The sequence below is a fragment of the Sphingomonas jeddahensis genome, assembly GCF_001981525.1.
Taxonomy (GTDB): Bacteria; Pseudomonadota; Alphaproteobacteria; order Sphingomonadales; family Sphingomonadaceae; genus Sphingomonas; species Sphingomonas jeddahensis.
This window is the reverse complement of sequence record NZ_MPSB01000001.1, coordinates 316,744-335,108: the sequence shown is the minus strand read 5'-3', so window position 1 is coordinate 335,108 and position 18,365 is coordinate 316,744. Positions and strand designations below refer to the sequence as shown.

The window sequence follows — 18,365 nt, the reverse complement described above, 5'->3', positions numbered from 1 at the left end:
CGTTATTCCTGCGGCGGGACGGTCTTGCCCACGTCGCCTGCCTGCAAGCCGTGCCGCATCAGCATCGGCACGTTCGCGATCGCGAAGATCATGGTCAGCGGGATCGCCCCCCACAGTTTGAAGCCGACCCAGAAATCGGTGGTGGTGGAGCGCCACACGCTTTCGTTCAGGACGGCCATGAAGACGAAGAACAGCGCCCAGTTGCGCGTCAGCTTGCGCCACCCCGCCGCCGTCAGCCCGGGATAAGCACTTTCCAGCAGCATCTGGAGCAACGGGCGCCCAGTGGCGAGTCCGAACCCCAGCGTAGCGGCAAAGATCGCGTACACCAATGTCGGCTTCATCTTGATGAAGCGTTCGTCCTGGAACCAGATGGTCAGACCGCCGAACACGATCACCAACGCACCCGAGATCAGCAGCATCGGCGGAATGTGCCGCGTCTTCCACCATGACACACCCAGCGCCACCACCATCGCCACCATGAAGGCGCCGGTCGCCGCGATGATCCGTGCAATCGCCGGCCCGGGCGTGAGGAAGTTCACGGCAAAGAAGACGAGCAGCGGGCCATAGTCGAGCGCAAGGCGCAGGCCAGGGGGGGATTTGGTCGGTTCGGTCAACTCATACTCCGTTGTACGGGCAACGATCGTCTGGCTCTTCCGTTCGCCCTGAGCCTATCGAAGGGCTGATTTCACCTTGAGGGGAAGGGCAGGGCTTCGACAAGCTCAGCCCGAACGGTCCGAACCTTTCCGCTGGTTCACTTCGCCCGCTCCACGCCGGCGATGACGCGGCTTACCTCATTGGCATCGAACGGACGCAGGTCGTTCATCGACTCTCCCACCCCAATGGCATGGATCGGCAGGCCGTAGCGTTCCGCCGCCGCCACCAGCACGCCGCCGCGGGCGGTGCCGTCCAGCTTGGTCATCACCAGACCGGTGACGCCCGCAACTTCCTTGAACACCTCGATCTGGCTCAGCGCATTCTGCCCGGTGGTCGCATCGAGCACGAGGACCACGTCGTGCGGCGAAGCGGGATTTATGCGGCCGAGAACGCGGCGGATCTTGGCAAGCTCATCCATCAGCTCACGCTTGTTCTGCAAACGACCGGCGGTGTCCACGATCAGCACGTCGATGCCGGTTTCGGTCGCCTTCTTCACCGCATCCCAGACCACGCCGGCTGCATCGCCGCCCTCCGGGCCGGTGACGATCGGCACGCCGATCCGCTCCGCCCAGGTGGCGAGCTGGCCGATCGCGGCGGCGCGGAACGTGTCGCCTGCCGCCAGCATGACGCCATAATCCTGTTCGAGGAACAGGTGCGCCAGCTTGGCGATGGTTGTCGTCTTGCCGGATCCGTTGACGCCGATCACCAGCACCACCTGCGGGCGCGGAAACGCATCGATCTCGAGCGGCTTGGCGACCTGCGCCAGCACTTTCTCCACCTCTTCGGCGACGACGAGGCGGATGCCCAGCTCCTCCATGTTGCGCTCGAAGCTACCCTCCGCCAGCCGCGTGCGGATGCGCCCCGCAGTTTGCGGGCCGAGATCCGAGGCGATCAGCGCTTCCTCGACGTCGTCGAGCGTCTGCTCGTCGAGTCGAGCGGTGCCGAGCCCCGCGAGGTTGCCGACCAGCCGATCGGAGGTACGGCGAAACCCGCCAAGAAGCTTGTCGTGCCAGGAGCGATCGTCAGTCATGCAATGGTTCCCATGAGATGGTCGTCGGTGGCGGCCGTGATGGTCGTCGTGATTACGCTTCCAACCGTTGGTGCTGAGCTTGTGTCGCCCATTCGTGCTGAGCCTGTTGAAGCAATGCCCTTCCTCTCCGACGGCGAAGAAAAGGACGGCGGTTCGACAAGCTCAGGGTGAATGGAGGGAAGGTGGACTTCCGCAAAGTTCGGCGCATGGCCGCGATCGCCCGGCTTCTCGACGACGATTTGCTGCGTCGAACCAAGCAGCGTCTTCAGCCACGCCGTTTTCCGTGCCGCCGCCGCCGCGCGCAGCCTCGCCGCGCGCTCCTTCACGATCTCCGGCCGAAGCTGCGGCATCCGCGCCGCGGGCGTGCCCGCGCGCGGCGAGAAGGGAAAAACATGCGCATGGACGATATCGCAATCGTCCAGCAGCGCGAGCGTATTGGCGAACGCCGCCTCACTTTCCGTCGGAAACCCGGCGATCAGGTCAGCGCCGATCGCGATGTCACGTTTGGCCTTCAACCGCTCGATCATCGTCACGGCATCCTGACGCAAATGCCGGCGCTTCATGCGTTTCAGGATCAGATCGTCCCCGGCCTGCAACGACAGATGGAGGTGCGGCAATACCCGCGGCTCACCCGTGACCAGATCGAACAGCCGGCCGTCGATCTCGATCGTGTCCAACGACGACAGCCGCAGCCGCGGCAAGCCCGGCACGCCGATTAAGATCGCCTCGACCAGCGCACCCAACCCGCCAGCATAGCTCGTCAGATCGACGCCGGTCAGCACCACTTCATTGGTGCCATCCTCCACTAGTGCTGCAATGCGCGTCACCACCGCGCCGATCGGTTCGGATCGGCTCGCCCCGCGCCCCTGCGGGATCGCGCAAAAGGTGCAGGCGTGATCGCAGCCGTTCTGAACACCAACAAACGCGCGGGCATGGCGGCGCGGCGGCTGGTGGTTCGGAAAGCCGCCCCAGGTCGCGGGCAGCAGCTTGGCGGCATTGGGGATGATGCGATCCACCTCGGGCATCGCCGCGAACGCATTCCGATCCATCTCGGATGCACATCCGGTGACGACGATCTCCGCATTCGGCCGGTCGCGCCTCGCCCGGCGTACCGCGACGCGCGTCTGGCGCACCGCTTCGTTTGTCACACCACAGCCATTGATCACGACCATATCTCGCGATCCCGCGAGCGAGCGGATCGTTTCGCTCTCGGCAAGGTTCAATCGACAGCCCAGGGTAATCACGTCGGGCAAACGGGAGGCGAGCATGGCCGGCGATCTAGGGACACATGGCGCGATAGTCCACGATGCGGCTGGTGCCGATGTTGAAGAGGCGGCGCGCGAGGTGCTCGACTTCTGGTTCGCGCTCTCGATGGAGAAGCAATTCGCACGCGACCCGGCGCTCGACACGGACATCACCCGGCGGTTCGGCGCCTTGCGCGATAAGGTGTTCGCGCATCGGGCGGAGGGCTGGCGCGACGGCCCGGACGAACTGCTCGCCGCAATCGTGCTGCTCGATCAATTCTCCCGCAACATCCACCGCGATTCGCCGCGCGCCTATGAGGCGGACGACCTCGCCGTCGAACTGACGCTGCTGGCGATCGAGCGCGGCTGGGAGGGACGCTACGCCGAAGAAGAACGCGCCTTCCTGTACATGCCGCTGATGCATGCCGAGGATCCGGCGCTCCAGGATCTGTGCGTCGACAGGTTCGCCGCGATGGGCGGGCCGAACCTTCCGTTCGCGATCGGGCATCGCGAGGTGATCGAGCGATTCGGCCGCTTCCCGACGCGAAACGCAGCGCTGGAGCGCGATACGACGCCTGAAGAGCGAGCGTTCCTGGAAGCGCCCGACAATGGCAAGGGACCGCCGAAGGGCTGAGATGTTCGGTTCACCGAACGGCCGTTCGCACTGAGCTTGTCGAAGTGCATGTCGCAAGGCGTCCCGCTCACGACACGTGCTTCGACAGGCTCAGCACGAACGAGTGATTGGCTACTGGCCCCGAAACACTGCCTCGCGCTTCTCCAGCAACGCCATCACCCCTTCGCGGTGATCCTCGGTCGCATGGCTCACCGCCTGCGCGGTTGAGGCCGAATCGAGCGCCTGGTCGTAACTGCTCGTCTGCCCCTGCCGCAGCAGCGATTTGGTAAGCCGCAGCGAGTGCGGGGGAAGCGCCGCGATCTTGCCTGCCATGGCCAGCGCCTCGTTCATCAGTGTGTCGTGCGGCACAACGCGGCTCACAAGCCCCCAATCAGCGGCCGTCGCCGCATCGATCAGGTCCCCGGTAAAGAACAGCTCCGCCGCCCGGCTCATCCCGATCGTGCGCGGCAGCAGCCACGATCCGCCATCGCCCGGCACCAGCCCCAGCTTCAGGAAGGTCACGCCGAACTTCGCTTTGTCGCTCGCGATGCGGATGTCGGCCATGCACGCCAAGTCGCAGCCGAGGCCGATTGCTGCGCCGTTCACCGCCGCGATCACCGGCATGTCGAGCGAGAACAGCGCCCGCGCGATGCGGTGGATGTTACGCTGATAATGGCTGCGGATCGGCAGGCCGCCGCCGGAGAACGGCCCCTCCGGGTCGGCCATCTTCTTGATGTCGCCGCCGGCGGAGAAGGCGCGGCCCTCACCGGTAAGGATGACGCAGCGGATCGAAAGGTCGGCATTGAGCGCGTCGCACGCCGCCCGCACTGCCTCGCCGTCGCCGTCGGCGCCAAGCGCGTTCATCGCATCGGGACGGTTCAGACGCAGGATCGCAATTGGCCCGAGGATCTCGGTAGTGACGACGGTCATCGGGTATCTCCTTCAGCGCAGGCCCAGGCCGCGTGCAATAATGCCGCGTAAAATCTCGCGCGTGCCGCCACGCAGCGAGAAACTGGGCGCGTTCAATGTGATATGCGCCAGCACTGCGACGAGATCCGAAGTCGAAGCGGCATCCGGCTCGGCATCGATCAGCCCGCGCGCTATGTCTGGCAAATCCTGTTCGAACGTGGCCCCGAGATCCTTGACGATCGCGGCGTGCGTGCCGGGGTTTTCGCCGGCCTCCAGCATCGCCGCCACGCCGCGCGACAGCCGCCGCAGCGTGACGAGATGCGCGGTCAGCCGCCCCAGCGCCAATTGCGCCGCTTCGCCAGGCGCGCCCTGCAGCACGCCGACCAGCTCGATCAGCAGCTGCATCGACGACAGGAACCGTTCCGGCCCACTGCGCTCGAACGCCAACTCGCTCATCACCTGTTCCCAGCCCGCGCCCTCCGTGCCGATCAGCGCGGTGGCCGGGAGGAACGCGTCCTCGAAATGCACTTCGTTGAAATGGTGCTGCCCGGCGAGATCGATGATCGGGCGAATGGTCAGCCCTTCGGTCGCCTTGAGATCGACCAGCAACTGGCTGGTCCCCGCCTGCCGGTCCGCCGGCGTGCCACTCGTGCGGCAGAACAGGATCATGTAATCGGCGTGATGCGCGCCGGTGGTCCACAGCTTGGTGCCCGTCACCCGCCAGCCGCCATCGACCGGCACTGCGCGCGTGCGGGTCGCCGCGAGGTCCGATCCCGAATCGGGCTCGCTCATGCCGATGCAGAACACCGTCTCACCCGCGGCGATGCCGGGAAGCACGCTCTGCTTCTGCTCCTCGGTGCCATATTTGAGTAGGCTTGGCCCGCTCTGGCGATCGGCGATCCAATGCGCCGCCACCGGCGCACCGGCGGCGAGCGTTTCCTCGACCACCACATAGCGCTCGAACGCGCTGCGCTCGTGCCCGCCATAGCGCTTGGGCCAGGTCATGCCGAGCCAGCCGCGCTGCCCCAGCTTGCGGCTGAAATCGCGATCGAACCCGTTCCAGCTATCGGCGCGATGGAGCGGCGAGCGCTCGGCCAGCGTCTCGGCCAGAAACGCGCGAACTTCGCCGCGGAGCGCTTCAGCGGCGTCATGCTGGGGCGGCGAGGGGAAACGAAGCGTTGTCATGCCGCCACCACCATCGGCCAATAGCCGTCACGTCCGGCTTCCAGCGCGCGCTTGCCGATCGCCAGCGTCCAATAGCGCTGCGTGCCAAACTCATCGCGCCACGCCCACAGCGCGGTCGTGAGGCGATGCAACGCATGTTCGCGGGTGAAGCCGATCGCGCCATGCAATTGGTGCGCGATACCATTTGCCTTGCCCGCGGCTTCGCCGATCCGCGCCCGTGCTACCGCCACCGCAAAGCCCAGATCGCCGCCACCGACATAAGCGTCCGCCGCCTGGTCCGCGGCTGCCGAGGCCGCCGCCACTTCGCCGGCGAGCTTCGCGAGTTCCTGCTGGATCGCCTGGAACTTCGCCAGCGGGCGCCCGAACTGGACCCGCGTGGAAACATGCTCGACGGTCAGTTCCAGCACCCGCTCCAGCGCGCCGGCCATCTGCAACGCCCGCGCCAATGCGCCGAGCTCAAGCAGCGAGGCGCCAGCCGCCGCACGCGACTCGCCACCGGAGAATGACAAAATGTCGCGCGGCGCGCCGGCAAGGTTGCTCCCTTCCGTCGCCATCCCGCGCGACGAACAGCGGTGCAGATCAGCACCTGAGGCGTACACCAGTGTCTGCGCGAACCGGCCCCAGGGCACGCGTGCCTGCGCACCATCTGCCAGTCCGATCGGGCCTTCGGCCAGCGGCAAGCCGGCCGCAGCGAGCAAGGCATTGCCGATGATGGTCTCGGCCAGCGGCAATGCCAGCGCATGACGCCCAGTGAGGCGAATCAAGGCCATCGCCTCACCTGCAGGCACGCCGAACCCACCTTGCTCTTCCGGCACCAACGCCAGCGGCAGCCCGCTTTCCTCCACCGCCGCCCACGCTGCTGCCGGCCAGCGGCCGTCGCGCGCCGCGTCATCGATCGCGTCGGCATGGCTGGCGAACAGCCGCTCGGCCGTATCGGCGAGCATCGTTCCGATCTCGCTCATGCTCGTCATCCGAGCCGGTCCTGCTTGTGCATGGCCGTTCCTCTCCGTTTATCGCTCCGTCGGTAAGGCAAGCGCGGCGGGCTTGTCCACCTGACACTCTGGCCGCGGTGTTCGCTCAAACGGCTTTTCACCCTGCACCCCGGGGCTTGACCCGGGGTCCCGCCGCCTCTGATAGGCCGCGGGAGAAGCGAGGGCCCGGATTACGCCCCGGGGTAGTGGGTGCTTTGTGCGAAGGTGCCGCACGTGCGGGATCGTTGGAGACGTTGATGCGCCTGATCTCGTCCGTGTTGCTGTTCTTAACGCTGGTGGCCCCCGCCTCGGCACAGAAGCGCGGCCCGTTGGTGCTCGCCGCGGCCAGCATGCAGGAAGCGCTTGGCGATGCCGCCGACGCCTGGGCACGGCAGGGCCACGCTCGCCCGACCCTGTCGTTCGCCGCTTCGTCCGCACTCGCCCGACAGGTCGCGGCGGGTGCCCCGGCCGACCTGTTCGTTTCCGCCGATCAGGACTGGATGGACGATCTTTCCAGCCGCAAGCTGTTGGTCACGGGAACGCGCGCGGTGCTCGCCGGCAACCGGCTGGTGGTCGTCGCCCGCTCCGGCCAGCCGTCGGTGGGCAGCAAGCGCGGCTCGGCGCTCGGCAAGCTGCTCGGCGCAGGCGCGCTCGCCATGGGCGATCCCGCCGCGGTGCCCGCGGGTAAATACGGCAAGGCCGCGCTCGAGCGGCTCGGCGCCTGGTCTTATGTCGCGCCGCGCGTGGTCCGCAGTGAAAGCGTGCGCGCGGCACTCTCGCTCGTGGAGCGCGGCGCCGCGCCCTACGGGATCGTTTATGCCACCGACGCGCGTATCGCGCCCAACCTTCGAGTTGCCGGCATCTTCCCGCCGGGTAGCCACCCACCCATCGTTTATCCGATCGCCCGTCTCACGACCTCGCGCGATCCCGAGGCAGAAGGTTTTCGCCGCTTTCTCCTATCATCGGCGGGCAAGGCGATCATGCGCCGTCACGGCTTCGTCGCGCGGTGAACGACGAACTCTTGACAATTGTCCGCCTGTCGCTCCTGGTCGGCGGCGTGGCGACGGCGGGCACGCTGCCGGTCGCCTTTGCGCTCGCCTGGCTGCTCGCGCGCGGGCGATTTCCCGGCAAGATCCTGCTCGACGGCCTTGTTCACTTGCCGCTCGTTGTGCCGCCGGTCGTGACGGGCTGGCTGCTGCTGATCGCTTTCGCTCCCGCCGGTCCGTTGGGCGCGGCGCTCGATCGCTGGTTCGGTACCACCGTGCTGTTCCGCTGGACCGGCGCGGCGATTGCCGCCGGGATCATGGCGCTGCCGCTGATGGTGCGCGCGATCCGGCTGTCGATCGAGGCGATCGATCAACGCCTGGAGCAAGCCGCGCGCACGCTTGGTGCCGGGCCGTGGCGCACCTTTGCCACCATCACCCTGCCGCTCGCGCTCCCCGGCGTGCTCGCCGGCGCCATGCTCGGCTTCGCGCGCTCGCTGGGGGAATTCGGCGCGACGATCACCTTTGTCTCCAACGTTCCCGGCGAAACGCAGACGTTGCCGCTCGCCATCTATGCCGCGCTCCAGCGGCCCGGCGGAGAGGCGCTGGTGTGGCAGCTGGCGGCGATCTCCGTGGCGCTCAGCCTGGCCGCCTTAATCGTGTCCGAATTGCTCGCGCGGCGTCAGGGGCGCAGGCTCCATGTCCTTTGACGTGGATGTAACGGTGCGGCGGGGCAGGGCGGTGATCGGCACCGCCTTCCATGCCGGAGCCGGCAGCACGGTGCTGGTCGGCCCATCGGGCGCCGGCAAGACCAGCGTGCTCCTGATGATCGCCGGGCTGCTTCGCCCCGATCGCGGCCATGTCCGGGTCGCTGGCCGCACCTTGTTCGACGATGCCGCGCGCATCGACGTAGCCCCGCAGCATCGCCGTGTCGGCATGGTGTTCCAGGAACCGCGCCTCTTTCCGCATCTCTCCGTGCGCAAGAACCTGCTCTACGGCGCGCGCGATGCGGCGGCACTGCCGGATATCGCCGCTACCCTCGACATCGCGCCGCTGCTCGATCGCTGGCCGCGCACCTTGTCGGGCGGTGAGGCGCGTCGGGTGGCGATCGGCCGGGCGCTGCTCAGCGCCCCCGATTTCCTACTGCTCGACGAACCCTTGTCTTCGCTCGATCGAGCCCGCCATGAGGAGGCGACCCGCGCGATCGAGCGGGTGCGCGACGAGGTGCGTCTGCCGATGCTGATCGTCACCCACGATTCGGTGGAGGCCGAGCGGCTCGGTCAGCAGATCATCCGGATGTGACGTCCTGCGGGTGGTTCGGCACCAGCACCAACGTCCGCCCTTCCACCCGCCAGGATTTGAGCCGCGACAGGAAATTCATGCCGAGCACGTCGGTATCGCCGAACGCGGGGGAGACGACCACCGGCACGTCGCGCGCGACGATATTGCCCATCGACAATTCGTCGATCGCCGCGGTCTGCGCGCGGATCGTGCCATTGGCGGTGCGCAGCAGCATCGGGAACAAGGCGTCGCGCACCTCCAATCCAGCGGCATTGGCGGTGTCGAGCGACAAGGCAGTGACCGTGGCGCCGCTGTCGATCAGCATTCGCCGGTTCACCCCGCCGAAGCGAACATTCGCCCAGAAATGTCCATCGGGGCTCATCCGGATGCGCGTCTCGTCACCCGCTACTTGCTGGCCCGAAAGATTGAGCATCTCGGCAACCCGCCCGACATAAGGATCGAACCGCTCGCGTTGTACAAGCACCATCGCCAGCGCGCCGAGCAGGATCAACCACGTCAAAGCGCCGACGATCCGCCCGATCACTGGGATGCGCCGCAGGAAGCCGGCGATGACCACCACGGCTAAGACTGTCAGGATCAGCGGAAGATGCGGGGCAAGATCGGCAAGAGCGGGCATAAAATGTATATAGGGCGCACGAGCTTGCGCTGCGATGGCTGTGCCCCGCTTACTGCCGCCGGCATTGGACGCGGCCATCCGGGAATGCACAAAGCTTCGCTCGGCGCCGGCCACCACGCCTTTCCAACCCACAAACAAAAAGGGCGGCCCATCGCTGGACCGCCCCTTGTCTCGTCGGTGTTCCGCCACGCCATCCCACGAAGCCAGCCTTGCTGTCTCCGCGATCCGCCGCGGCAAGCCTTCGGATCGCTCGCGCAATCCGAGGTCGCCAAAATCTTAGCGCTTCGAGAACTGGAAGCTGCGGCGTGCCTTGGCGCGGCCGTACTTCTTACGCTCAACGGTACGGCTGTCGCGGGTCAGGAAGCCTGCGGCCTTCACCGGGCTACGCAGCGCCGGCTCATACTTGGTCAGCGCCTGGCTGATGCCGTGCTTCACTGCGCCGGCCTGGCCCGAAAGCCCGCCGCCCTTGACGGTGCAGATCACGTCATACTGGCCGTCGCGCTCGGTGATGCCGAACACCTGGTTGATGACGAGGCGCAGCGTCGGACGCGCGAAATAGACTTCCTGGTCGCGGCCGTTGATCGTGATCTTGCCCGAACCCGGCTTCAGCCAGACGCGGGCAACCGCGTCCTTGCGGCGACCGGTGGCATAGGCGCGGCCGTACTTGTCCAGCTCCTGCGCGCGCAGCGGCGTGGTCGGCTGCGTCGGCGCATCGATCTGGCCGGAGAGATAAGCGTCGGCCTGCGCGTCGGTCGACGAAGCGGCGGCGGCCGCGGGCTGCTGCTCGCCCTGCTGGGTCAGCGCGGCGAGATCGGAAAGCGACTGGCGGTTGTCGGACATTATGCGCCCACCTTGTTCTTGCGGCTCATGCCGGCGATGTCGAGGACTTCGGGGTTCTGCGCTGCGTGCGGATGCTCGGCGCCCTTGAAGATGCGCAGGTTGCGCATCTGCTGGCGACCCAGCGGCCCGCGCGGGATCATGCGCTCAACAGCCTTCTCAAGCACGCGCTCCGGGAAGCGACCTTCCAGCACCTTCTCGGCGGTGACGCCCTTGATGCCGCCGGCATAGCCGGTGTGCTTGTAATAGATCTTGTCGGCCAGCTTGTTGCCGGTGAAGCGCACCTTGTCGGCGTTGATCACGATGACATTGTCACCGCAATCGACGTGCGGGGTGAACGAGGTCTTGTGCTTGCCGCGCAGCACGTTGGCGATCACCACCGCAGCGCGACCGACCACCAGATCGGTGGCGTCAACAATGTGCCACTTCTTTTCCACTTCGGCGGGCTTGGCCGCCTTGGTGGTCTTCATCAGCGCCTTCATGGGCTATGGACCTTTGCAAGAAACAGTAACGCCGCTCCCGTGAAGGTGCGGCGCGATGAGGGGCCTTTGCGGAAGTGGCCGCGGAAAGTCAACGATTCCGCGGCTCTCATGACGGGTATTATGATACCTTGGCGGCTGGCCGGAACGTCATGGCGGCCCCGTTCATGCAGTAACGCTTGCCCGTCGGCCGCGGGCCATCATCGAACACATGCCCCAGATGCCCGCCGCATCGCGCGCAATGCACCTCGACCCGCGGCAGGCCGAGGCTGAAGTCGCGCCGCGTGCCGACAGCATTCTTCAGCGGCGCCCAGAAGCTCGGCCAGCCCGTCCCGCTGTCGAACTTGGTGCGCGAGGCGAACAACGCATTGCCGCATCCGCCGCACACGAAGGTGCCGCTGCGTTTCTCCTTGTCGAGCGGGCTGGAGAATGGTCGTTCGGTCGCCTCGCGCCGCAACACCTGATATGCCGCCGGCGACAGCTTCGCCCGCCACTGCGCATCGCTGAAGCGGACGGGAAAGGTCTCAGCCTCGGCCGGCGAGGCGCGACACGCAGCGAGTAAGGCCGCCGCGCCGCCCGCACCCAGCGCCATCAGCATGTTCCGACGATCGAACAAAGGATCCATGCCCGGCATTTAGGTGCCGTCCTTTCCCCGCGCATCGGACGATTCGGCGATTGCCCGGCTTCGTGGTAGCGGATACGCCATGCTCGACACGCAAACCCCCCCGCTGATGATCGCGACCATGGCGGCCGAGGCGCGCCGCGCCGCCGGTCAGCTCGCGCGCCTGTCCACCGAGCAGCGCCGGGCAGGGCTGCGCGCCGCCGCGGATGCGCTGCGCGCCGCGACCACCGAAATCCTCGCTGCCAATGTCGCAGACATGGCGCGCGGGCAGGCGAACGGCCTTTCGCCCGCCTTGCTCGATCGCCTCCACCTAGACGACCAGCGCGTCGCCGCCATGGCAGACGGAGTCGCCACGGTGGCGACCCTCGCCGATCCGGTCGGGCAAGTAATCGACACCGCCACGCGCCCCAACGGCCTTGTCTTGACGCGCGTCCGCGTACCGATCGGCGTGATCGGCATTATCTACGAAAGCCGGCCTAATGTTTCCGCCGACGCCGCTGCGCTCTGCGTCATGTCGGGCAATGCCGCGATCCTGCGCGGCGGCTCCGAAGCGGTGGAAAGCAACGCGGCCATCCACCGCGCCTTCACCGCCGGTCTCGCCGCGGCCGGTGTTCCGCCGCAGGCCGTCCAGCGTGTCGCCACCACAGATCGCGCCGCGGTGGGCGCGATGCTCGCGGCGGAGGGTGCCATCGACATGATCGTGCCGCGCGGCGGCAAGGGCCTGGTGGCACGTGTTCAGGCCGAGGCACGCGTGCCCGTGCTCGCGCATCTCGATGGCATCAACCACATCTTCGTCCACGCCTCGGCCGATCCCACAATGGCGACCCGCATCGTGGTCAACGCCAAGATGCGCCGCACCGGCGTGTGCGGCGCGATGGAGACCTTGCTGATCGACACGGCCTATCCCGACCCCCTCGCGTTGATCGAGGCGCTGCAAGCGGCCGGCTGCGCAGTGCGCGGCGACGAGCGTACCCGCGCGCTGATCAGTGTCGCCCCGGCGGATGACTCCGATTGGGACACCGAATATTTGGATGCCATCTGCTCGGTCGCGTTGGTCGAAGGCCTTGATGGGGCGCTCGCCCACATCGCCCGGCACAGCTCGGGTCACACTGACGCGATCGTTGCCGCTGACGAAGCGATTGCCGACCGCTTCCTCGCCGAGGTCGATTCGGCGATCGTCCTGTGGAACGCCTCCACTCAATTCGCCGACGGCGGCGAGTTTGGCCTTGGGGCCGAGATCGGCATCGCCACCGGCCGTCTCCATGCCCGTGGGCCGGTCGCGCTGGAAGGGCTCACCACTTACAAATGGATCGGCCGCGGCACCGGGCAGGTTCGGGGATAAGCGTTCACCTTCGCACTATTGTTCGCCCGAGCTTGCCGAAAATCGTACTTCCAGCGCCAGCGCTCTTCGACAAGCTCAGCACGAACGGGAACTGGCTACCGCCCGCCAACCCATCGGAAGAACCGCGGCACCGGGGCATGGCGGCTCATCCAGCCGCTATACTCCCGATACACGGGGTCGCTGAGCAGATGCCGCTCCTCAGTCCGCGCGCGCCAATAATAAACGCCGCTCACCATGCTCAGGATCAGCGTGGAACGCGCAGCATCCACCAGCGACCCCGTCGACAGCAGCGGCACCGTCGAAATCCACCAGAACAGATTCTTGCTCAGATATGCCGGGTGCCGCGACCAGGCATAGGGGCCATGCGTCAGAATGCCGCGGTGCGTCAGGTTGGAAAAGCGCACGCCGAACGCCACCGTTGCCCAGGCATAGATTGCGGTCAGCACCACCAGCACCGCCCCCACGGTCGCCAGCAACAACGGGTGTCCTTGCAGCCAATAGGTCCAGTCCGCCGTGCCGGGATGGTAATCGAGCGGCCCGCCATCCTCCATCAACAGGAACGGCGGATAGCAGATCAGCGCGGCCGCCCAGCCGGCCGCATAGGGCGTGGCGCTTCGGATATGCGAATCCAGCGGCCGCATCGTCAGCACATAGCCAACCGTCGCAAACGCCACGTCGATCACGAACATGAAGGTGATCAGCCAATTCGCGAGCCGCACCGGATCGGCGAAGATGCCGAAGCTCGGCGTGCGCACGAACTCCCCGAACCCCGGCGGCACGATCGCCAGCATGAAAGCGAGAAAGAACGCCTTCACCGCCCAGGCTCGCAGGTGGTTGTAGATCGCCTCCGGCTCGGCGCTGCCGGTATGCGTCAGCCAGACACCGAACGACCAAGCGCCATCGCGTGGCTCAACCAGCCGACGATCCAGCCACAGCACATAAGGGATCGACAGCACGAACAATGCCGGCGCCGCGACGCCGAAACACCACATGGCAAAGCTGAAATTGCCCTCCCAATAGAACCGCCCGGTGGCATAGATCAGCGCGATCCCCGCCCAGGTGGCCCATAGCCCGACCAGCTTGACCAGGCTGACGTCGAACGTCTCGCGCCACGGCTTCGCCTTCGCCCAATCGATTCCGGTCGAGGGTCGCCGATGCACCTTGTCGACCAGCACCGACCACAAAACCATCGGCACGCCACACGCCAGCAGGTTGACCAGCGCCGCATAAGGCCCGTCCATGCCATAGGTCCGCGCCACTGCGATCCAGGCGATCACGCCGACCAGCCCGGCGATGCCGACGCCGTGCGAGACGGCGGAGGCGGGGCGCGGATCGGCGCGGCTGGCGGTGGCAAGCGCGGATTGGTGAGACATGGGGCAGGGGCCTAGCCGCCAAATGGTAAGCGCCGCGTGAAGGAAGCCTCTCGCACCCGTCCGCGTCGCCGCCTACATCGCGCGCCATGTACCAGTTCGACATCACCGCCGGCGACAAGGCCGAGCTGTATCGCGACATCCTTTCCGCACTCGACGCGCTGACCGCCGACGAGCCCGATGCCGTCGCCAACATGGCCAATGCCGCGGCACTGCTGTGGCAATATCTGCCCGATCTCAACTGGTCCGGCTTCTACCGGCTGGTCGCCGACGAGCTCGTGCTCGGCCCGTTCCAAGGCAAGCCCGCCTGCATCCGCATCGCGATCGGCAGCGGCGTCTGCGGCACGGCAGCGCAGACGCGCGAGACTCAGCTGGTCGCCGACGTTCACGCTTTCCCCGGCCACATCGCCTGCGACGCCGCGAGCGCGTCCGAATTGGTCGTGCCGATCGTCCATGACGGCCGGCTGATCGGCGTGCTCGATCTCGACAGCCCGCGGCCCGGCCGTTTCGACGCCGACGACGCCCGCGGCTGCGAAGCCATCGCCGCGCTGCTGGCACCGCGCATCGCCTGAGCGGGGCGACCACTCACCACCCGCACTCCGTCACCCCGGCCCTGTGCCGGGGGCCACTGTTCCGCAAACTCCATAGCTAAAGGTGCGCGGCACCCCGGATGCCGGGACAAGCCCGGCATGACGATGAGGGCCGTCATCCACCCGCTCGTCCCGAGCATCGTCGAGGGACACACCCACCCAGACCCTGCATCATTCCGGGACAGACCCCACAGTAGCGAGCGCCCGCGCAAAATGGTAAGCAACCCGTTAACCAAGGCGGGCGTTGCGCCCCCTGAAATGCGAGTTCGGGGAGAAAGAACAATGCGGGCACTATTGGCGGCGGCGGCGATCCTGTCCGTTCCGATGGCGACGTCGGCGGAAGCCAGTGACCGCGTCGTGGTGCGCAGCCCCGGCACCCATGGCGGTTGGAACCGCCCGATGCCGGTGAAGCCCGGCGGCTGGAACCGTCCCATGCCCGTGAAGCACGGTGGCTGGAACCGCCCGCATCCCGGCAAGCCCGGCTGGCACAACGGCGGCCAGAACCGCCCGCGCTGGGGCGGCCGTATTCAGGGTCGCTGGTGGGCGGGGTACCGCGCCCCGGGTGGCTGGGGCGCGTATCAGCGCCCCGTGCGTGGCTGGGTGCTGCCGACCTATTGGGCGGCCCCGAATTGGTACATCACCGATTGGTCGGGCTACGGCCTCCCGCAGCCGCCGCAGGGGTATAATTGGTCCCGCTATTATGACGATGCCGTGCTGATCGATGGCCGCGGCTCGGTGTACGACACGATCGGCGGGGTCGATTGGGATCAATATGATGCCGGTGGTGTCGACTATACCTATCATGATGATGCGGCAGGCTATGATGGCCATGCCTATGCCGGTCAGAACCCGGGCGCGCCTTACGCCTATCCGCCCCAGCCTTATCCCCAACGCGACAACGGCGTCGGCGGCGCCGCGATCGGTGCGGCTGCTGGCGGCGTAGCTGGTGCGGCGATCGCCGGCCGCGGGGATCGCTTGGGTGGGGCGCTGATCGGCGGCGGCGTCGGCGCGCTGACCGGCTATGCGATCGACAAGGCCGAAGATCGCGGTCGCGGCCCCGGTTACGGCGCCGGCTACCCGCCGCCGCCCGCCCATGGCTATCCGCCCGCTGTCGCAACCCGCGCCGCGCCGCCGGTCGTCCACTACGCACCGCCGGTCGTCACGGGCAGCGGCGTCGGCCACACGGTGGTGACCACCAGCGGCGGCTATGGTGCGGGCGGCTATTACAGCAACGGCTATTATCATCCCGGTGCCAGCGTCACCACCGTCACCGTCCAGAGCCAGCCGGTGGTGACCACCACCACCACCGAAATCTGGGATGACGAAGTCACCTATTCGCGCCCTGCCGCAAAGAAGGTGTGGAAGAAGAAGTCCTATCGCGCCGCGCCCAAGTGCATTTGCAAGTAAGCGCGCCGGCAGGCTGATCGGCGCGCCGCTGCCGCCGGCGACGACACGGGGGTGAAGCCTCCATCCGGGTTACCCCCGTCATGCCGGCCTCGTGCCGGTACCCGGGGCTCCGCAGTCCTGTAGCTGTGGAGTACGCGGAACTCTGGACCCCGGCACAAGGCCGGGGTGACGGTGTGTCGGTAGTAAGTCTTCGGCGCCAACAGCCCGGCTCGCGCCAACAACTACCCTCAGCACAGCGCGTCGTGGTCACCGCAAAAAGGAAGCACTTGCCCGCCCCGTAGCCCCGGCCTCGCTCGCCGCGAGCGAACCGAGGCGCATCACTCCTCAGCTCAACCGATCAATCGCCTCGCGATCGAGACTTCCCGGAATGATCATCAGCGGCACCGGCAGCGTTCCCGCTTGCCCCGCGAAATGAGTGACCAGCGGCCCCGGCGTCCCGTCTGCCGCCGCGCCCAGCACCAGCGCCGCCACTTGCGGATTGGCGGCGATCAACTCGCGGATGATCTTCGGCCCGTCACCCTGGCGCACGGTGATTGACGGCCGCAGCCCTGATTCCTCGATAAGCGTGCCCGCGGCCTTGGCGACCAGCCCCTCGGCGCGCCGCCGCGCTTCGTCCTCGATCGTAGCCTGCACGCCGCCGAACGCGATGAACTCGCCCTGTTCGACCAGCGCCAGTATCTCCACCCCGCCGCCCGTCTTTACCGCGCGCCGAGCGGCGAAGCGGAGCGCGATCTCCGTTTCCGGCGCATCGTCAATCACGGTCAGATAGATACGCATAAGTCGTCAATTGCCCCTGTCAGAACCCACCTTATCCGCCTGCGGGGTTGACCGCGCAAGGGCGCGGCGCAAGAGACGGCCCACCCCCGGGAACCGCTGAGGACCTTCATGTCGATCGAAATCAAGATGCCTGCACTCTCCCCCACGATGGAGGAAGGGACGCTGGCGAAATGGCTGGTCAAGGAGGGCGATACGGTAAAGGCCGGCGATCTGATGGCCGAGATCGAGACCGACAAGGCCACCATGGAGTTCGAAGCCGTTGATGAGGGCGTGGTCGGCAAGATTGTCGTGGCCGAGGGCACCGACGGCGTGAAGGTCGGCACGGTGATCATGCTGCTTGACGCAGAAGGCGAGGAAAGCGCGCCAGTCGCCAAGAAGCCCGAGCCTGCACCGGCAAAGGACGCGCCCAAGCAGGTCGATGCCCCTGTCGATCGCGAGACGAGCGAGCCGGTTTCGCAGGACAATCCTGAAATCAAGCAGCCCGCCGCTTCGCAGAAGGCGGAGCCGCGCGCCGAAGGCGATCGCGTGAAGGCCAGCCCGCTCGCGCGTCGTATGGCCGCCGAGAAAGGCGTCGCGCTGTCGAGTCTCACCGGCTCCGGCCCGAACGGCCGCATCGTCAAGGCGGATGTCGAGGGCGCGAAGGCCGACGCAGCGCAACCCGCGTCCGCCACTGCCACGCAACCGTCCACTACGGCCCCGGCAGTACCCGCGCCGGCCCCGGTGACGCCGGCTCAGATCCCGAATATTCCCCACGAAACGACCAAGCTCAGCAACATGCGCAAGACGATCGCGCGCCGTCTGACCGAGTCGAAGCAGCAAGTGCCGCATATCTACCTCACCATCGACGTGCGTCTCGACAAGTTGCTGAGGCTGCGTGCCGAGCTGAACGACAGTCTCGGAGCGCGCGGCGTCAAGCTTTCGGTCAACGATCTGATGATCAAGGCACTGGCCGTTGCTTTGGTGCAGGTGCCCAAGTGCAACGTGATGTACACGCCAAATGAACTGGTCACGTTCAAGCGCGCCGACATCTCCGTCGCGGTGTCGACTGCGGAGGGCCTGATCACGCCGGTGATCACCGAGGCAGATACGGCGTCGCTTTCGTCTATTTCGACCCGCATGAAGGATCTGGCGGCACGTGCCCGCGACAAGAAGCTGAAGCCGGAAGAATTTACCGGGGGCACCGCATCGATCAGCAACATGGGCATGTTCGGCATCAAGCAGTTCGAAGCAGTCATCAATCCGCCGCAGGGCATGATCCTCGCCGTCGGTGCGGGCGAGAAGCGCCCCTATGTCATTGATGATGCGCTGGGAATCGCCACGGTGATGAGCGCGACGGGCAGCTTCGACCACCGCGCCATTGACGGCGCAGACGGTGCCGAATTGATGCAGGCGTTCAAGGCGTTGTGCGAGAACCCATTGGGCATGCTGGCCTAA

Annotated in this window: 20 protein-coding genes; 8 read left to right on the top strand and 12 right to left on the bottom strand. The window is 66.8% G+C overall.

What is annotated here, in order from left to right; genetic code table 11:
• Nucleotides 1-2: 2 nt before the first annotated feature.
• The 3 genes from SPHI_RS01545 to SPHI_RS01535 form a co-directional block, all read right to left on the bottom strand.
• On the bottom strand, nucleotides 3-614 hold the full coding sequence (locus SPHI_RS01545) for a septation protein A (protein WP_076743118.1): 612 nt from the start codon (nucleotides 612-614) through the stop codon (nucleotides 3-5).
• A 137-nt stretch (nucleotides 615-751) separates the two neighbouring features.
• On the bottom strand, nucleotides 752-1,684 hold the full coding sequence (gene ftsY / locus SPHI_RS01540) for a signal recognition particle-docking protein FtsY (RefSeq protein ID WP_076743117.1): 933 nt from the start codon (nucleotides 1,682-1,684) through the stop codon (nucleotides 752-754).
• Nucleotides 1,681-2,952 carry a MiaB/RimO family radical SAM methylthiotransferase gene (locus SPHI_RS01535; RefSeq protein ID WP_076743116.1) on the bottom strand — a complete coding sequence of 424 codons (1,272 nt, stop codon included), beginning with the start codon at nucleotides 2,950-2,952 and terminating at the stop codon, nucleotides 1,681-1,683. Before SPHI_RS01535 ends, ftsY begins: the two co-directional genes overlap by 4 nt.
• Here SPHI_RS01535 and SPHI_RS01530 point away from each other — a divergent pair.
• Complete coding sequence (locus tag SPHI_RS01530; RefSeq protein WP_076743115.1) at nucleotides 2,951-3,562, top strand: DUF924 family protein; 612 nt, start codon at nucleotides 2,951-2,953, stop codon at nucleotides 3,560-3,562. The genes SPHI_RS01535 and SPHI_RS01530 overlap by 2 nt on opposite strands.
• Before the next feature lie 111 nt (nucleotides 3,563-3,673).
• Here SPHI_RS01530 and SPHI_RS01525 read toward each other — a convergent pair whose 3' ends face one another.
• From SPHI_RS01525 to SPHI_RS01515, 3 genes are read right to left on the bottom strand one after another with little or no spacing between them, the layout of a single operon-like run.
• Complete coding sequence (locus SPHI_RS01525) at nucleotides 3,674-4,471, bottom strand: crotonase/enoyl-CoA hydratase family protein (protein WP_076743114.1); 798 nt, start codon at nucleotides 4,469-4,471, stop codon at nucleotides 3,674-3,676.
• 12 nt (nucleotides 4,472-4,483) lie between these two features.
• Complete coding sequence (locus SPHI_RS01520; RefSeq protein ID WP_076743238.1) at nucleotides 4,484-5,635, bottom strand: acyl-CoA dehydrogenase family protein; 1,152 nt, start codon at nucleotides 5,633-5,635, stop codon at nucleotides 4,484-4,486.
• Complete coding sequence (locus SPHI_RS01515; protein WP_076743237.1) at nucleotides 5,632-6,597, bottom strand: acyl-CoA dehydrogenase; 966 nt, start codon at nucleotides 6,595-6,597, stop codon at nucleotides 5,632-5,634. Before SPHI_RS01515 ends, SPHI_RS01520 begins: the two co-directional genes overlap by 4 nt.
• A 266-nt stretch (nucleotides 6,598-6,863) precedes the next feature.
• Between SPHI_RS01515 and modA the strand changes: the two genes are divergently transcribed.
• From modA to SPHI_RS01500, 3 genes are read left to right on the top strand one after another with little or no spacing between them, the layout of a single operon-like run.
• Nucleotides 6,864-7,616 (top strand): molybdate ABC transporter substrate-binding protein, encoded by a 753-nt coding sequence (gene modA, locus SPHI_RS01510; RefSeq protein ID WP_076743113.1) that lies wholly within the window; start codon nucleotides 6,864-6,866, stop codon nucleotides 7,614-7,616.
• Nucleotides 7,613-8,299, top strand: a complete 687-nt coding sequence (gene modB, locus SPHI_RS01505) for a molybdate ABC transporter permease subunit (protein WP_076743112.1) — start codon at nucleotides 7,613-7,615, stop codon at nucleotides 8,297-8,299. The genes modA and modB overlap by 4 nt, the downstream gene beginning before the upstream one ends.
• Nucleotides 8,289-8,891 (top strand): ATP-binding cassette domain-containing protein, encoded by a 603-nt coding sequence (locus tag SPHI_RS01500; protein WP_076743111.1) that lies wholly within the window; start codon nucleotides 8,289-8,291, stop codon nucleotides 8,889-8,891. Before modB ends, SPHI_RS01500 begins: the two co-directional genes overlap by 11 nt.
• Here SPHI_RS01500 and SPHI_RS01495 read toward each other — a convergent pair.
• The 4 genes from SPHI_RS01495 to msrB all read right to left on the bottom strand — a co-directional run bounded on the left by SPHI_RS01495 (nucleotide 8,878) and on the right by msrB (nucleotide 11,448).
• Nucleotides 8,878-9,507: a retropepsin-like aspartic protease family protein gene (locus SPHI_RS01495; RefSeq protein ID WP_076743236.1), complete on the bottom strand. Its 630-nt coding sequence runs from the start codon at nucleotides 9,505-9,507 to the stop codon at nucleotides 8,878-8,880. The two genes, SPHI_RS01500 and SPHI_RS01495, sit on opposite strands and share 14 nt — an antisense overlap.
• 276 nt (nucleotides 9,508-9,783) lie before the next feature.
• Nucleotides 9,784-10,347 carry a 30S ribosomal protein S9 gene (gene rpsI, locus SPHI_RS01490; protein ID WP_076743110.1) on the bottom strand — a complete coding sequence of 188 codons (564 nt, stop codon included), beginning with the start codon at nucleotides 10,345-10,347 and terminating at the stop codon, nucleotides 9,784-9,786.
• Entirely contained in the window at nucleotides 10,347-10,826 is a 480-nt protein-coding gene (gene rplM / locus SPHI_RS01485) for a 50S ribosomal protein L13 (protein WP_076743109.1), read from the bottom strand. Before rplM ends, rpsI begins: the two co-directional genes overlap by 1 nt.
• 118 nt (nucleotides 10,827-10,944) lie before the next feature.
• Nucleotides 10,945-11,448: a peptide-methionine (R)-S-oxide reductase MsrB gene (msrB, locus tag SPHI_RS01480; RefSeq protein WP_096348703.1), complete on the bottom strand. Its 504-nt coding sequence runs from the start codon at nucleotides 11,446-11,448 to the stop codon at nucleotides 10,945-10,947.
• A gap of 79 nt (nucleotides 11,449-11,527) precedes the next feature.
• Here msrB and SPHI_RS01475 point away from each other — a divergent pair, with 79 nt between their 5' ends.
• Nucleotides 11,528-12,787, top strand: a complete 1,260-nt coding sequence (locus SPHI_RS01475) for a glutamate-5-semialdehyde dehydrogenase (protein ID WP_076743108.1) — start codon at nucleotides 11,528-11,530, stop codon at nucleotides 12,785-12,787.
• Between the two features lie 95 nt (nucleotides 12,788-12,882).
• Here the strand turns inward: SPHI_RS01475 and SPHI_RS01470 are convergent, their stop codons facing one another.
• Nucleotides 12,883-14,160 (bottom strand): methyltransferase family protein, encoded by a 1,278-nt coding sequence (locus SPHI_RS01470; protein ID WP_076743107.1) that lies wholly within the window; start codon nucleotides 14,158-14,160, stop codon nucleotides 12,883-12,885.
• 86 nt (nucleotides 14,161-14,246) lie between these two features.
• On the opposite strand from SPHI_RS01470, the gene SPHI_RS01465 reads away from it, so the two are divergent.
• Together SPHI_RS01465 and SPHI_RS01460 are read left to right on the top strand one after the other, a co-directional pair.
• Nucleotides 14,247-14,729, top strand: coding sequence for a GAF domain-containing protein (locus tag SPHI_RS01465; protein WP_076743106.1), 483 nt, complete (start codon nucleotides 14,247-14,249; stop codon nucleotides 14,727-14,729).
• Nucleotides 14,730-15,029: 300 nt separating this feature from the next.
• Nucleotides 15,030-16,154, top strand: coding sequence for an RcnB family protein (locus SPHI_RS01460; protein ID WP_233130583.1), 1,125 nt, complete (start codon nucleotides 15,030-15,032; stop codon nucleotides 16,152-16,154).
• A 324-nt stretch (nucleotides 16,155-16,478) separates the two neighbouring features.
• Here the strand turns inward: SPHI_RS01460 and SPHI_RS01455 are convergent, their stop codons facing one another.
• Entirely contained in the window at nucleotides 16,479-16,931 is a 453-nt protein-coding gene (locus tag SPHI_RS01455; protein WP_076743104.1) for a universal stress protein, read from the bottom strand.
• Nucleotides 16,932-17,039: 108 nt separating this feature from the next.
• Here SPHI_RS01455 and SPHI_RS01450 point away from each other — a divergent pair, with 108 nt between their 5' ends.
• Nucleotides 17,040-18,365, top strand: coding sequence for a pyruvate dehydrogenase complex dihydrolipoamide acetyltransferase (locus SPHI_RS01450; RefSeq protein ID WP_076743103.1), 1,326 nt, complete (start codon nucleotides 17,040-17,042; stop codon nucleotides 18,363-18,365).

Bases quoted from the DNA above. Each gene is read 5' to 3' on its own strand.
- msrB (WP_096348703.1), bottom strand. From the start codon at position 11,448: ATGGATCCTTTGTTCGATCGTCGGAACATGCTGATGGCGCTGGGTGCG.
- rplM (WP_076743109.1), bottom strand. From the start codon at position 10,826: ATGAAGGCGCTGATGAAGACCACCAAGGCGGCCAAGCCCGCCGAAGTG.
- SPHI_RS01520 (WP_076743238.1), bottom strand. From the start codon at position 5,635: ATGACAACGCTTCGTTTCCCCTCGCCGCCCCAGCATGACGCCGCTGAA.
- SPHI_RS01500 (WP_076743111.1), top strand. From the start codon at position 8,289: ATGTCCTTTGACGTGGATGTAACGGTGCGGCGGGGCAGGGCGGTGATC.
- SPHI_RS01455 (WP_076743104.1), bottom strand. From the start codon at position 16,931: ATGCGTATCTATCTGACCGTGATTGACGATGCGCCGGAAACGGAGATC.
- modA (WP_076743113.1), top strand. From the start codon at position 6,864: ATGCGCCTGATCTCGTCCGTGTTGCTGTTCTTAACGCTGGTGGCCCCC.
- SPHI_RS01460 (WP_233130583.1), top strand. From the start codon at position 15,030: ATGCGGGCACTATTGGCGGCGGCGGCGATCCTGTCCGTTCCGATGGCG.
- ftsY (WP_076743117.1), bottom strand. From the start codon at position 1,684: ATGACTGACGATCGCTCCTGGCACGACAAGCTTCTTGGCGGGTTTCGC.
- SPHI_RS01515 (WP_076743237.1), bottom strand. From the start codon at position 6,597: ATGAGCGAGATCGGAACGATGCTCGCCGATACGGCCGAGCGGCTGTTC.
- SPHI_RS01535 (WP_076743116.1), bottom strand. From the start codon at position 2,952: ATGCTCGCCTCCCGTTTGCCCGACGTGATTACCCTGGGCTGTCGATTG.
- SPHI_RS01475 (WP_076743108.1), top strand. From the start codon at position 11,528: ATGCTCGACACGCAAACCCCCCCGCTGATGATCGCGACCATGGCGGCC.
- SPHI_RS01470 (WP_076743107.1), bottom strand. From the start codon at position 14,160: ATGTCTCACCAATCCGCGCTTGCCACCGCCAGCCGCGCCGATCCGCGC.
- SPHI_RS01530 (WP_076743115.1), top strand. From the start codon at position 2,951: ATGGCCGGCGATCTAGGGACACATGGCGCGATAGTCCACGATGCGGCT.
- SPHI_RS01450 (WP_076743103.1), top strand. From the start codon at position 17,040: ATGTCGATCGAAATCAAGATGCCTGCACTCTCCCCCACGATGGAGGAA.
- SPHI_RS01495 (WP_076743236.1), bottom strand. From the start codon at position 9,507: ATGCCCGCTCTTGCCGATCTTGCCCCGCATCTTCCGCTGATCCTGACA.
- SPHI_RS01525 (WP_076743114.1), bottom strand. From the start codon at position 4,471: ATGACCGTCGTCACTACCGAGATCCTCGGGCCAATTGCGATCCTGCGT.
- SPHI_RS01465 (WP_076743106.1), top strand. From the start codon at position 14,247: ATGTACCAGTTCGACATCACCGCCGGCGACAAGGCCGAGCTGTATCGC.
- rpsI (WP_076743110.1), bottom strand. From the start codon at position 10,347: ATGTCCGACAACCGCCAGTCGCTTTCCGATCTCGCCGCGCTGACCCAG.